Raw genomic sequence first — 12,470 nt, 5'->3', positions numbered from 1 at the left:
CGACTAGCCGGAACGTTCCGGCAGTTGAGCTGCGGGCGGTTCGTGCGACACCACCACGCGTCGGCGGGGCCGGGATGAGTCCCGGCCCCGCCGACGCACCGCGTGCCCGGGGCTCACCCCTTGCTGACCGCCGCCAGGATCTCCGGCAGCCGCGCCGCGACCCGCGGCGCCGCCAGGCGCAGTCCGGTCTCCGCGAGGGCCGCGCCGTACACCGCGCCCAGCGGGAACACCACCCACAACCAGCCGTGCGCCCCGGAGACATGCAGCCAGATCGTCAGGCCCAGCACCGGCGCGCACAGCACGGAGCCCACGATCATCCCGACGAGGAGGCTGATCCAGGCGATCCCCGCCTGTCCCGGGGCGACGTTCTTGTAACCGCTGTCCTGCGGAATCGAGTACGGGGCCAGCGCGGACGCCATGGCGCCGGTCGCCAGCATCGAGCCGAGCAGCGCCAGGGCGATGCCGAGCGCCTCGGGGGCGGCCGACCAGTCCTTCAGGACGGCGGCGGAGCCGAGCACCGCCACCGCCATGTACGGCACCGCCACCAGGAGGAGCGCCAGCGTGCGGCCGCGCAGCTCCAGATAGGCGTCGCGGGGCGAGGAGATCGTCTGCGCGACCATCCAGAAGGCGGAGGAGTCCTGGCCGAACTGGTTGTACATCAGCATGCCGAGCATGCCCGACGCCCAGCAGGACCAGTAGACCGAGCCGTTGTCCTGGACGGCCGTGACGAACGGCAGCAGGAGGCCGACGCCCAGGGAGGTGACCCAGGCCGACTTGGTCTTCGGGTCCCGTACGGCATAGCGCAGCGTCCGCCGCAGCACCGTGCCGCTGCGGCCGGCGGGCAGCAGCCGGGCGAACGGGCCCGAGGCGTCCGGGGTGTCGGCAGCGCCGGAGCCCCGCCGCTCGCGTGGTGCCGCCGCCTGGAGCGTGGAGGCGTCCGGGGTGGTCATCAGGTGGGTGAGGGTGCCCCTCCACCACCACAGCAGCACCGCCAGCGCGCCTATGGTCAGCGCGAACTGGGCCGCGGCGACCCCGTAGGCGCCGTCACTGACGCCCTGGACGGCGTCGACCGCCGCCGCGGGCGGCACCCAGCGCAGCACCGCCGCGGCCGGTTCCAGCACGGCCAGGCCGTTCTCGCCGCCGAGCTGCTGGGCCCCGAGGTTCACGAACTGGGCGCCGATGGCCACGAACAGACCGCTGAGCACCGCCAGGTCGCGGCCCTTACGGCTGGTGAGGAGGCGGGTGTTGGCCGTGGCGACGGCGCGGGCCAGCGCCACGCACACCAGCACCGTCAGCACCACGGCCACCACCGCCGCCCCCGCGGCCGCCGCCCCGTGCGCGACGGCGACGGCCGAACCGGCGGCCAGGGTCAGCGTGAACAGCGGGCCGATGCCGATCAGCGAGGACACCAGCAGCGTGGTGATCAGCGAGCGCGGCCGCAGCGGCAGCATCACCAGCCGGGTCGGGTCGAGGGTTTCGTCGCCGCCGGGGAAGAACAGCGGCATCACCGCCCAGCCGAGCGCGAGCACCGCCGTCAGCAGCGTGACCAGCGCGTCGACGTGGTTCGTGTCGCGCAGCAGCACCAGACCGAGCAGCTGCAACACGGCGAACAGCGTCGCCAGCACCAGCGAGGTGATGTACGCGGCCCGCCGACCGCTGGACTGGCGCAGCCCGTTGCGCAGCAGCGCCAGCTTCAGGGAGACGAAGACGGGGGTGGGGGAGGCGGTGGGAACGGCGGGCGGCGCGGGCGCGGCGGTGCCGAGCGGGCCCTTGGCGTCGAGCGGGTCGGTGAGCGTCATCGGGCGCCGCCGCCCAGCCAGTCGAGGCTCTGGCCCGCCTCGCGCCGGTTGGCACCGACCAGCTCCAGGAAGGCGTTCTGCAGGGACGGTGCGTCGCCCCGCACCTCGGCCAGCGGGCCATGAGCCCGGATCCGGCCGCTCGCGATCACCGCGACCCAGTCGCACAGCGACTCCACCAGCTCCATGACATGGCTGGAGAAGACGACGGTGGCGCCGGAGTGGGTGTAGCGCTCCAGTACGCCGCGGATGGTCTGGGCGGAGACCGGGTCGACCCCCTCGAAGGGCTCGTCGAGGAAGAGGACTTCCGGGTTGTGGAGCAGTGCGGCGGCCAGTCCGATCTTCTTCCGCATCCCGGTGGAGTAGTCGATGACCAGCTTGTTCTGGGAGCCCGCGAGATCCAGGACGTCCAGGAGCTGGGTGGCGCGCTTGTCGACCTCCGCACCGGGCAGCCCGCGCAGCCGCCCGGTGTAGGTGAGCAGCTCCCGGCCGGAGAGCCGCTCGAACATCCGCAGTCCCTCCGGCAGCACCCCGATCCGCGCCTTGACCTCGACCGGGTCCCGCCAGACGTCGTGCCCGCCGATCTCCACGGTCCCCGAGTCGGGGCGCAGCAGGCCGGTGATCATCGAAAGCGTGGTGGTCTTACCGGCGCCATTGGGCCCGACGAGCCCGATGAACTGCCCGGCGGGCAGCTCCAGATCGATCCCCGCGACCGCGATCTGCTCCCCGTAGCGCTTCCACAGGCCGCTCACCCGCACGGCGGCGGCCCTGGTCGGCTCTGTGCTGGCTGCTGTTCGCTCCTGAGGCACCGGCTTCCCCGTTTTCCTGTGGGACGAATCTCGGGGGGCCGGTCGTGACGCCCCCGTCCGTCGCTCCACGATAGGGGCCGACCTGGGGAGCGCTCCGGGGGTGTCGGCGGTGCGGAGCGTCGTAGCGGGTCGCAGGGTGCCAGGGGCGCGGTGCGTCGGCGGCCCAGGCGTGTCAGCGGTGCTCGCGGCCGCAGGCGTAGGCGAGGGCGCTCACCAGTTCCTGGGCGTCGGGCAGCCAGCGGTTGGCGGCGGTGGGCCGCCGGGCCCACTGGATCGGGCCGCGCAGGCCCACCCGGGTCGGGGGCGCGACCACATAGTCGCCCTCGCCGCGCGCGGTCAGGTCGATCGCGTTCGGCGGCCAGCCCAGATTGCGCACCAGGTCGGGGATCTTGGCTGCGGCGCCCGGGAGGACGAAGAAGAGCATTCTGCGCCCGGGGGTGCAGGTGACCGGGCCCAGCTCCACCTGGCGGCGCTCCATGCGCGCGAGGGCCAGACAGCCCGCCGACTCCGGTACGTCGAGTGCGTCGAAGGTGCGGCCGGTGGGCAGCAGGATGGAGGCGCGCGGCGTCCTGGCCCACAGGCGGCGGACCACGACCGCGCTGCCCGTGGCCTGGTTCACCCAGTCCCGGCCGGTCGGATGGGCGCCGGGGGCCGGGCAGTCGGCGGTTCCGCAGGAGCAGCGCTCCACTCCGTCCACGGTCTCCAGCCAGGCGCCGGAGAGCACGTCCCAATGCCGCTCCTCGGCATATCGCACCGCCGCGTCGCGCAGCCGCTCCCCGCGCTGCTGAGGGATCTGCGAGGTTCCCGCGGGGAACCGCGATGGTCCTGTCACGTCCATGGTCTCTTCCACGCAAGGACAACTTCCGCCGTCAACGGGGGTTACGGCCCGACCCCCGCACGGGCGGGCCGCTGGGGGCCCGGGGTGCGCGGGGACGGCACGGCGGGGCGCATGGGTGCACAGTCGGGGGCGCGTGTGGGGTTGCGGCTCTGTAAGCGGGTAACCACCATGCGTGACAGGTGTGCGAGTGTCCGGCGGCCGTGCCGCGGCGCCCGGGGGAGGGCGGTCCCGGACTCGTATCGGCGCCGTACGCGAACGATGCGGTCGATGCGGTCAATACGGGCAAGTTCCGCATTCACCGTATACCTGCGATATCTGCGGGGCATCACTCAGCAGCAGAGACGGATACGCCGAGAACGCAAGCAGTCACAGGGGGTAACGCCATGGCCGCTAGGCCGCTCGTGGCGCGGCAGCCGAACGAACGGCTGCAGGCGCTCATCCAGGAAGCCGGCTGCTCCAACGCCGGGTTGGCGCGCAGGGTCAATATGTGCGGCGCCGAGCACGGTCTCGATCTTCGGTACGACAAGACGTCGGTGGCCCGTTGGCTGCGTGGCCAGCAGCCCCGGGGCCGGGCGCCGGGCATCATCGCCGAGGCGCTCGGCCGCAAGCTGGGCCGTACGGTCACGATCGACGAGATCGGCATGGCCAACGGCAAAAACCTCGCCTCCGGGGTCGGTCTGCAGTTCTCGCCCACCGTCCTCGGCGCGATAGAGCAGGTCTGCGAGCTGTGGCGCAGCGATGTGGGGCGCCGCGACTTCCTCAGCGGTTCGACAGTCGCCGCCTCCGCGCTGGTCGAGCCCAGCCGCGACTGGCTGATCACCGGTGCGGACACCCAGGTCGCGCGCACCGCGGGCGCCCGGGTGGGGCGTTCGGACGTCGCGGCGGTGCGGGCCACCACGGACGCCCTCGTCGAGCTGGACCACCGCTACGGCAGCGGCCATGTGCGCCCCGTCGTCGTCCACTATCTGAACAGCGTGGTCTCCGGGCTGCTGGCCGGCTCGTACACCGAGGCGGTCGGCCGTGAACTCTTCGCGGCCGTCGCGCGGTTGACGGAGCTGGCGGGCTATATGGCGGTCGACACCGGGCAGTCCGGTCTCGCCCAGCGCTATTACATCCAGGCGCTGCGGCTCGCCCAGGCCGCCGGGGACCGGGGTTACGGCGGCTATGTGCTCGCCGCCAGCATGAGCCATCTCGCCGCCCAGCTCGGGAATCCCCGGGAGATCGCCCAGTTGGCGAAGGCCGCGCAGGAGGGCGCCCGCGGCCAGGTGCCGCCGCGCGCCGAATCGATGTTCCTGGCGGCCGAGGCGCGCGGCCACGCCCTGATGGGGGACGCGCGGGCCTGTCAGTCCGTGGCCGGGCGCGCGCTGGACGCGTTGGAGCGGGCGGTGGGGAGCGGTTCGGGCTCCGTCACGGGTGACGACCCCATCTGGATCCGGCACTTCGACCACGCCTATCTCGCCGATGAGCTGGCCCACTGCCACCGCGACCTGGGCCAGGCCGAACAGGCCCGGCGGCGCGCTGAGGAGGCCCTGGAGGGGTTTCCGGAGGGGCGGGTGCGGCGGCGGGCGATCGGGCTGCTGCTGCTGGCCACCGCGCATGTGCAGCAGCGGGATGTGGAGCAGGCGTGCCATATCGGCACCCAGGCGGTGGATCTGCTGGGCTCGTTGCGGTCCAACCGGGGGGTGGAGTATCTGGACGACTTCCAGCAGCGGTTGGAGCCGTATCGGGACGAGCCGGTGGTGCGGGAGTTCGGGGCGCGGCTGCAGATGCAGGTCGCCTGAGATTTCCGCTGGGTGCGGGGGCGTCGGCGGGCGCGGGAGTCGCGGAGTGCGTCGCGTTGTGGCTGCTGGGGCGTGTGGTGTTGGTGGGCCTGATGAGGCGCGTGCGTGGGAGGTGCGTATTGGGGCGCGCGTTGCCTTGTGATTACCAGGGGTACGGATGGGGTTCATATCGCCCCTGATCGCGGCGGTGCGCCCCTGCCGCGGTGACCAGTCTCTCGCCGTCCCCAGGGGCTCATGGGCATCGCGCCGTCTGGGGAACCGGTAGCGTGAGCCGACGATTCCGTAGTCCCGTATAACCAAGGAGTCCCGGTGACACAGAGCGGTCAGGGGAATGAGCCGCGGCTTCCCGCGGTCCCGCCCGCGCAGCCTGTGCGCGAGGGGGTTGTGCTGCCTGCCCAGGGGGACTACAAGCCCTCGGACGGCCACCAGGCGGCCCCGGCCGGAGGACAGGCATGGGGGCAGCCTTGGGGGCCGCAGAGCGCTCCGGAACTGCCGCCGCAGGGGGAGTTCGGCGCGCCGCCGCCTCCCGAGGGGCAGCCTTACGGGCCGCCTGAGGGGCAGACCTACGGAGGGTCGCCCGGGGCGCGGCCTTACGGGCCGCCCGAGGGACAGCCTTACGGACGGCCGCCCGAGGGACAGCCTTACGGACGGCCGCCCGAGGGGCAGCCTTACGGGGCCCCCGGGGCCCGCGACGGGTCTTACGGGGCCCCCGACGGGTCTTACGGGTCACCTGAAGGGCAGCCTTACGGGGCGCCCGAGGGACAGCCTTACGGTCAGCAGCAGAATTGGTCGGCTCCCCAGAGACCGGCCCAGCCGCCGTACCAGGCCGCCGACGAGACCCAGGTACTGCCGCCGCAGCCCGCCGGGGACGCCGACGCGACCCAGTTCATACCCCCGGTCCCGGATGAGGCCCCGCCGCCTCTGGACACCCCCACCACCACGCTCGCCCCGGTCAAGAGCGCGCCGCTGCCGCCCGAGAACCGGCCCGAGTCGCCCGCCGAGTCCACCACCCAGCTGCGCGCCGTCCGCCCCGGCCACCGGGGCGCCCACCGCCAGCAGGCCGCCGCGGAAGAGACCGCGGTGCTCCCGCCCACGCCGCCCGCACCGAACGCGCCCGTGCCCGCGTCCGCGGCGAACGTCCCGGAGCGGCCCGGCGGCGCCCCGTACGCGATCCGACCCGGCCGTCCCGGGGACCGGCCGCCGCCCTCGGAGTTCGATGGCCTCTTCCGTGACGACGGCGGCGCCCAGGAGACCCAGCAGCTTCCGCAGTTCGCCCAGGACTTTCCGCAGCCGCAGCCGTCGACACCGTCCGGTGGTGGCGGTGGTGGTGGGCGGCGCCGGATGTCGCGGGGCATGCTCATCGGCATCGTGGTGGCGGGCTGCGGCATCGCCGGGCTCGCCGCCGGAGCCGCGCTCAGCATGGGCGGCGACGACGACAAGAAGGACAACTCGACCCTGAGCAGTTCCTCGCCGAGCGCCGGGGAGGACGAGCCGTCCAAATCCGCCGACCCCGCCGAGCCGCAGGCGAAGGCGCTGGACGCGCTGCTCGCCGACAGCAACAACAGCCGCGCGTCGGTGATCAAGGCCGTGGACAACATCAAGTCCTGCAAGGACCTGTCCACGGCGGCATCGGATCTGCGGACGGCCGCGGGCCAGCGCAATGGCCTGGTGACCCGGCTGGGCAAGCTGTCGGTGGACAAGCTGCCCGACAACGCGCGGCTGACCGCGGCTCTCACCAAGGCGTGGAAGTCCTCGGCCAGGGCCGACAACGAGTACGCGGCCTGGGCCGATCAGGTCGGCGGCAAGAAGGGCTGTCCCAAGGGCAAGGCCCGCCGTACGCCCCGGGTCGGGGCGGCCGAGCGGGCGAGCGGCGAGGCGACGCAGGCCAAGAAGACGGCCTCGGGGCTGTGGAACCCGATCGCCTCCCAGTACGGCCTCACCGCGCACCAGGCCACCGAACTGTGACCGGCCGGGCCTGGGGCGGCGCCGCCGTCCCAGGCCCGGACCGCCGGGCATGAGCGGCTCAGTCCGCCGGGTGGTAACGCTCCAGGATCTTGGACACGTTGACGAATCCCTTGCGCACCGCCACCAGCCGGCCGTCGCGCACCATCTGGTAGGTGACGTCCGCGTTGACGATCCGCGAGTAGTTGGGCACGTGCAGCGTGTCGTCGTAGCCCCAGCGCAGCGTCGGCGTCAGCCCGCCGGTGTTCACCGCGTGGCCGTTGTCCAGCGCGGTGCGCACGGTGCGGGCGCTGATGTCGTCGGCGTGCAGGGACATCAGGACCGAGCGCAGCACCGTGTAGCCGATCCAGGTGGTCTGCGTGCCGGGGTCGTCCGGGTCGATGCGGTTGTCGTCGAAGGCGTACTTGTTGATGACCTTCTTCATGGGGTTCCAGCGCGCATCGTCCCCGGCCGGGTACCAGGCGGTGGCGTAGGTGCCCTCCAGGGGGCTGGAGGTGCCGCCGGTGGAGTCGATGAGGGACTGCCGGACACCGCCGAGGATGGAGGCGATCCGCACCTTCGGATGGTTCTCCTGGACCCGGCGGAAGGAGTCGAAGAAGGTGCCGGTGCGGTTGCCGAGTGCCGCGGTGACGCAGGAGCTGTCCAGGGCCGCGCCCTGGGCGGCGCTGCCGAGGGAGCTGTCGGCGCCGACACTCTTCAGGGCGGTGGCGGCCTGGTCGCTGTAGTCGCCCGCGTCCTCGGGGGCGCGGACGTCATGGGCGGCGTCGCGCCGGTCCGCCCGGAGGCCGGTGTTGAGGAGCTGGGGGAGCTCGTCGCCCGCGATGGTGTCGGGGCGCACGAGCGCGGTGCGCTCGCAGCGGGAGGCCAGCTGGCGGCCGTTGCCCACCAGCAGGGCGGCCTGGCCGCCGTTGACCGGATAGGAGTACGGGCTGTCGAACTCCTCCTGCGTCACGCCGTAGCCGCCTATGTAGGGGATGCCGGCGACCTCCAGCGGCGAGATGAAGGCCCGGCCGTACTGGCTGTACGAGCCGACGACCGCGACGGCCTTCTCGTCCTTGGCCTGCTGGGCGCAGCGGGCGGCCTGGACGGCGTCGTTGCGCTCGTTGCAGGTGACGACCCGCAGGTTGCGGCCGTGGATGCCACCGGAGTCGTTGACCCAGCGGGCAAATGCCCTCGCCATTGCGGGCATTCCCGGCATATTGGTCGCTTTGGTGCCCTCGGGGGCCCAGGTCATGACGGTGATGGGGTCGCTGTCGCTCTTGTTCGACAGCACCCCGCCGCAGCCGGTCAGCAGCGACGCACCGACCGCCGTGCACAGTGCCGCGGCGGCGGCTCGGAAGGGGCGGGAGGAAGGGCGTCGCCGACCGGTCATGACAAGCGAGCCTGTCCCGTCGCGAGGAACGGCGCGGCTATGACAAGACAAGGAACGGTGTCATGGAGGTGAACTCCGGGGGCCGATCCGTCGCTATGTGTGAAGAACGTACGATCGGTGATTGTGCAAGGTTCGGAGAAGTCTTCCCGTCGCGCCCGTCGCTCGACCACCATGGGAGGCATGCCTGTCAACGACATGCCCTGGTGGCGCTGGCGCACCAACGTGCGCTCGGCGCTGCATATGCTCTCGGATCCCGTCTTTCAGCAGGAGTGCTGGCTGGCCGGCCAGGCCGGGTACGGGGATGTGACGGACGCCGTCTACCGGCTCGTCGAGGACACCTGGTTGGACAACTGGTCCGCCGAGAAGTACGTCGGCACGATCTTCCGTGACTCGCAGGAGGCGGCGCTGGTCGATGTCGCCGTGCTGCGGGTGCTGAGGATCATGCACCAGGTGGGCGCGGACGCCCTCGTCTCGGCCTACCTCGAACACCATGGCTGGCCGGAGGCCGTGCGGGCGGCCCGCGAGGCCCATGTGCGGCTGGCCACCAACGACGGCGAGGACCCGGATGTGCCGCCGCGCACCCTCGAAGTACTGGCGATCATGACGCAGGCGGTCTGAACGGCGTCGCGGGTGTGGGACGCTATGGAGTCATGAGCGAGCCGCATTCCGTCCCCGACCAGTACATCCTCACGCTGTCATGCCCTGACAAGCAGGGCATTGTGCACGCCGTGTCGAGCTATCTGTTCATGACCGGCTGCAATATCGAGGACAGCCAGCAGTTCGGGGACCGCGACACCGGGCTCTTCTTCATGCGGGTGGCCTTCCGTGCCGTCTCACCGGTGAAGGATGAGGATCTGCGGGCCGGCTTCGCGGCGGTCGGCGAGTCCTTCCAGATGGACTGGGAGATCCATCGCGCCGATCGCAAGATGCGCATTCTGCTCATGGTCAGCAAGTTCGGGCACTGCCTGAACGATCTTCTCTTCCGGTCCCGGATCGGCGCGCTGCCGGTCGAGATCGCCGCGGTGGTCTCCAACCACACGGACTTCGAGGAACTGGTCGGCTCCTACGGGATTCCGTTCCACCACATGCCCGTGACCAAGGACACCAAGCAGGAGGCCGAGGCCCGGCTGCTGGACCTGGTGCGCACGGAGCATGTCGAGCTGGTGGTGCTGGCCCGCTATATGCAGGTGCTCTCCGACGACCTGTGCAAGGAGCTGCCGGGCCGGATCATCAACATCCACCACAGCTTCCTCCCGAGCTTCAAGGGCGCCAAGCCGTACCACCAGGCGCATGCGCGCGGGGTCAAGCTGATCGGGGCGACGGCCCACTATGTGACCGCCGATCTGGACGAGGGCCCGATCATCGAGCAGGAGGTCGAGCGCGTCGGCCATGAGCTGACCCCGGACCAGCTGGTGGCGGTCGGCCGCGATGTGGAGTGCCAGGCGCTGGCCCGCGCCGTGAAGTGGCACAGCGAGCGCCGGGTGCTGCTCAACGGCCGCCGTACGGTCGTCTTCGGCTGATTCAGCGGCCGGGCGATTCTGCGGCGGCCGGGCGACTCGGAGGCAGTACGACTCAGAGGCGCGAGAGGGACGCGGTGGCGAAGAGGACGTCCCGGATCGCCTCGGTGTCCCCGGACAGGCCCGCGGCCGCCTCCTGTGGCGGCACATGCCCGGACGCCAGCAGGTAGAACGCCTCCTGGTCCAGGGCGATCGTCGCCACCGCCTCCTCCGGTGCGGCCACCGCCGCCGGGGAGTCCAGCGCGATGTACCAGTCGCCGCCGCCTGTGCCCTCCACCTGCAGATGGAGCGTACGGCCCGGGGTGCCCGCCTCGACCAGCCGGCGGGGCGGGGCCGCGAGCCCGGCCCGGCGCCGCTCGGCCAGCGTCCCCGGAAGCAGCCGGACACACAGGTCGATCATGGCTCTGAGGTGGGCGGAGGCCGGCGGTTCATAGGGGTAGTCGATGGCCTCGGCGATGTCCCCGGCGTGCACCCAGCATTCGAGGGCACGGTCGAGGAACGCGTCGCGGATCGGCAGCGCGAAGTCCCCGTACGGCACGTCGAGCTCCGCGACCCCGCGCCCGGCGAAGGACACCGTACGGACCAGGGCATGGCCCTGCTCGCGCCACAACTCCCGTACCGCCCCGGGCGGACCGGCCCCGTACGAGGCACCGGGCTCATGGCGCCAGTACGCCTCCGTACGGACTTGGGGCGAGCGGGGAGCGTCGGCGCCGAGCGGGTCGGGGAGGCCGAGGGAGGCGGCGATGATGCCGTCCACGACCATCAGATGGCCGATCACCCCGGCGACGGTGGTGTCCCGGCCGGTGAGCCGCCGCCCGTCGAACCACTTCAGCCGCACCGGCGCACGCCACTCGGCCTCGCCCATGTCGCGCAGCAGCGCGTCCAGCCGGGCGGCCTCGGCGTCGTACGCACCGGCCCAGCCGGGCATGGGTATCCGGGCCGGACGGCGGCCCAGACAGCCCGCGAGCACCCGGGAGCGGAGCATCGGATCGAGGTCCAGGCTGTGCTCGGTGTGCAGCAGCCCGACGGCGTCGCGCAGCCGCAGCGCCTCCTCGGCACAGGAGGGGCAGTGGTTGAGATGCGCCTCGACGGCGGCGGTCTCCTCCGGCGAGCACGCGGTCAGCGCCCAGGCGCCGAGCAGCGAGCGCAGCAGATCGTGCGAGAGCGGATGCGCCGCCGAGGGCGTGGGCGCGGCCAGCGGCGCGGCCGGGGGCGCATCCGGTGGTGCGGGCGCGGGCAGGGGCGCGGAGGCGGGCGGCTCCGGCGCTGAGTCCGGTTCCGGGTCGTGACTCAGGGCCGGTTCCGGGTCGGGGCCGAGGGCCGGTTCCGGGTCGGGGCCCGGGGCGGGTTCACCCGGTTCGGCGTTCGCGGCCGGTTTCGGGGCGGACTCCGGTGCCCGTCCCGCCGGTGTCTCGTCCGCGGTGGGCGGGCGCGGGGCGGGGATTTGGCCGTCCAGGGCGCCGGGCCAGTGGCCGCTGTCCTCGGCGGCCGACCGCGGCGGCGGTATGCGGGGTGGCCCGGCGGGGTGGGACGGCAGACCCGGGTCGCTGCCCCGTCCGGGCCCGTCTCTTCCGTCCCCGTCCCCGGGGCCGGAGCTCTCGCCGTAGGCGTCGTCGTACGGGTCCGGCCCGCCGCGCCCGGTCACAGCGCCCGTCCGTAGCCGGGAGGCGAGACCGCGCGGGGCGGCTGGACATGGGCCGTGGAGAGGAGCTGGAGGCCCAGCCGGAGGCGGCGCCTGGCCTCGTCCTCGGTCACCCCGAGGGCGGCCGCGGCCTCGCGGTAGTCGCGGCGGTCGAAGTAGGCCAGCTCCAGGGCGGCACGCAGTGGGGCGGGCATCGAGGTGACGATGTAGTCGGCACGGGCGGCCACGGACACCTCGCGGATCCGCTCCTCCAGGGCCTCGGCCGTGAGCGTGCCCCCGTCGACCGGGGCGGTCTGCGACTCGCGCAGCCGGTGCACCGCCTGACGCTGGGTGAGCATGGCGATCCAGGCGCGCAGCGAGCCCTGCTGGGGGTCGTACGCGTCCGGGTTCTCCCAGACGTAGCCGAAGACTTCCCGGGTGACGCGGTCGGCGGCGGTCTCGTCCTCCAGGACCCGGTGCGCCAGATTATGGACAAGTGATGCGAATCGGTCATAAAGCTCGGCGAGTGCGGCCGCTTCGCCGCGCGCCAGACGCTGTTGCATCCTGCGGTCCCAACGGGGCGGTGCGTCATTCGCCATGCGGCCCCCATTCCCGAGTCGTCCGGCCGGCCCTCCAGGCACTATGCCCACGTTCATATCGAATGTAATGCCGGTTGCTCACACAACACGCGTCCATCAGGCAAAGTGCGCGAGAAACGGGCCGCGCATGGTATTGGCGCGGCCGCTTTGCGCGGCATCGGGGAGACGAAACGCT

At 72.4% G+C, this 12,470-nt stretch carries 10 protein-coding genes; 4 read left to right on the top strand and 6 right to left on the bottom strand.

All coding sequences use genetic code 11. The features are described 5' to 3' along the window. Positions 1-113 precede the first annotated feature (113 nt). From AS97_RS20945 to AS97_RS20935, 3 genes are all read right to left on the bottom strand, one after another. Positions 114-1,799: a transporter gene (locus tag AS97_RS20945; protein ID WP_210565440.1), complete on the bottom strand. Its 1,686-nt coding sequence runs from the start codon at positions 1,797-1,799 to the stop codon at positions 114-116. Then, complete coding sequence (locus AS97_RS20940; RefSeq protein WP_059143616.1) at positions 1,796-2,605, bottom strand: ABC transporter ATP-binding protein; 810 nt, start codon at positions 2,603-2,605, stop codon at positions 1,796-1,798. The genes AS97_RS20945 and AS97_RS20940 overlap by 4 nt, the downstream gene beginning before the upstream one ends. Before the next feature lie 172 nt (positions 2,606-2,777). Then, a complete protein-coding gene (locus AS97_RS20935) occupies positions 2,778-3,443 on the bottom strand; it encodes a bifunctional DNA primase/polymerase (RefSeq protein ID WP_086709986.1) in 666 nt (221 codons plus the stop codon). A 383-nt stretch (positions 3,444-3,826) separates the two neighbouring features. On the opposite strand from AS97_RS20935, the gene AS97_RS20930 reads away from it, so the two are divergent. Next, the gene (locus AS97_RS20930) at positions 3,827-5,224 is read left to right on the top strand and encodes a transcriptional regulator (protein ID WP_125761299.1); all 1,398 of its coding nucleotides are present in this window, start codon (positions 3,827-3,829) and stop codon (positions 5,222-5,224) included. 309 nt (positions 5,225-5,533) lie between these two features. Continuing rightward, positions 5,534-7,189 carry a hypothetical protein gene (locus AS97_RS20925; RefSeq protein ID WP_210565439.1) on the top strand — a complete coding sequence of 552 codons (1,656 nt, stop codon included), beginning with the start codon at positions 5,534-5,536 and terminating at the stop codon, positions 7,187-7,189. Positions 7,190-7,247: 58 nt separating this feature from the next. Here the strand turns inward: AS97_RS20925 and AS97_RS20920 are convergent, their stop codons facing one another. Further along, positions 7,248-8,558 carry an ABC transporter substrate-binding protein gene (locus AS97_RS20920; protein ID WP_210565438.1) on the bottom strand — a complete coding sequence of 437 codons (1,311 nt, stop codon included), beginning with the start codon at positions 8,556-8,558 and terminating at the stop codon, positions 7,248-7,250. A 171-nt stretch (positions 8,559-8,729) separates the two neighbouring features. Between AS97_RS20920 and AS97_RS20915 the strand changes: the two genes are divergently transcribed. Both AS97_RS20915 and purU read left to right on the top strand, forming a co-directional pair. Continuing rightward, complete coding sequence (locus AS97_RS20915) at positions 8,730-9,176, top strand: hypothetical protein (RefSeq protein WP_059143611.1); 447 nt, start codon at positions 8,730-8,732, stop codon at positions 9,174-9,176. 32 nt (positions 9,177-9,208) lie between these two features. After that, positions 9,209-10,078, top strand: coding sequence for a formyltetrahydrofolate deformylase (gene purU / locus AS97_RS20910; RefSeq protein WP_210565437.1), 870 nt, complete (start codon positions 9,209-9,211; stop codon positions 10,076-10,078). A gap of 52 nt (positions 10,079-10,130) precedes the next feature. On the opposite strand, the gene AS97_RS20905 is transcribed toward purU, so the two are convergent. Continuing rightward, positions 10,131-11,720 carry a zf-HC2 domain-containing protein gene (locus tag AS97_RS20905; RefSeq protein WP_210565436.1) on the bottom strand — a complete coding sequence of 530 codons (1,590 nt, stop codon included), beginning with the start codon at positions 11,718-11,720 and terminating at the stop codon, positions 10,131-10,133. Continuing rightward, the gene (locus AS97_RS20900) at positions 11,717-12,295 is read right to left on the bottom strand and encodes a sigma-70 family RNA polymerase sigma factor (RefSeq protein ID WP_059143609.1); all 579 of its coding nucleotides are present in this window, start codon (positions 12,293-12,295) and stop codon (positions 11,717-11,719) included. Before AS97_RS20900 ends, AS97_RS20905 begins: the two co-directional genes overlap by 4 nt. Between the last annotated feature and the right edge of the window lie 175 nt (positions 12,296-12,470).

Origin of the sequence: Streptomyces sp. AgN23, from assembly GCF_001598115.1 — a bacterium.
GTDB lineage: Bacteria > Actinomycetota > Actinomycetes > Streptomycetales > Streptomycetaceae > Streptomyces > Streptomyces antimycoticus.
This window is presented reverse-complemented; position numbering and strand designations above follow the sequence as displayed.

What these genes read in the sequence shown, in the direction of transcription:
- AS97_RS20920 (WP_210565438.1), bottom strand. Translation starts at nt 8,558, where the DNA reads ATGACCGGTCGGCGACGCCCTTCCTCCCGCCCCTTCCGAGCCGCCGCC.
- AS97_RS20930 (WP_125761299.1), top strand. Translation starts at nt 3,827, where the DNA reads ATGGCCGCTAGGCCGCTCGTGGCGCGGCAGCCGAACGAACGGCTGCAG.
- AS97_RS20900 (WP_059143609.1), bottom strand. Translation starts at nt 12,295, where the DNA reads ATGGCGAATGACGCACCGCCCCGTTGGGACCGCAGGATGCAACAGCGT.
- purU (WP_210565437.1), top strand. Translation starts at nt 9,209, where the DNA reads ATGAGCGAGCCGCATTCCGTCCCCGACCAGTACATCCTCACGCTGTCA.
- AS97_RS20945 (WP_210565440.1), bottom strand. Translation starts at nt 1,799, where the DNA reads ATGACGCTCACCGACCCGCTCGACGCCAAGGGCCCGCTCGGCACCGCC.
- AS97_RS20915 (WP_059143611.1), top strand. Translation starts at nt 8,730, where the DNA reads ATGGGAGGCATGCCTGTCAACGACATGCCCTGGTGGCGCTGGCGCACC.
- AS97_RS20935 (WP_086709986.1), bottom strand. Translation starts at nt 3,443, where the DNA reads ATGGACGTGACAGGACCATCGCGGTTCCCCGCGGGAACCTCGCAGATC.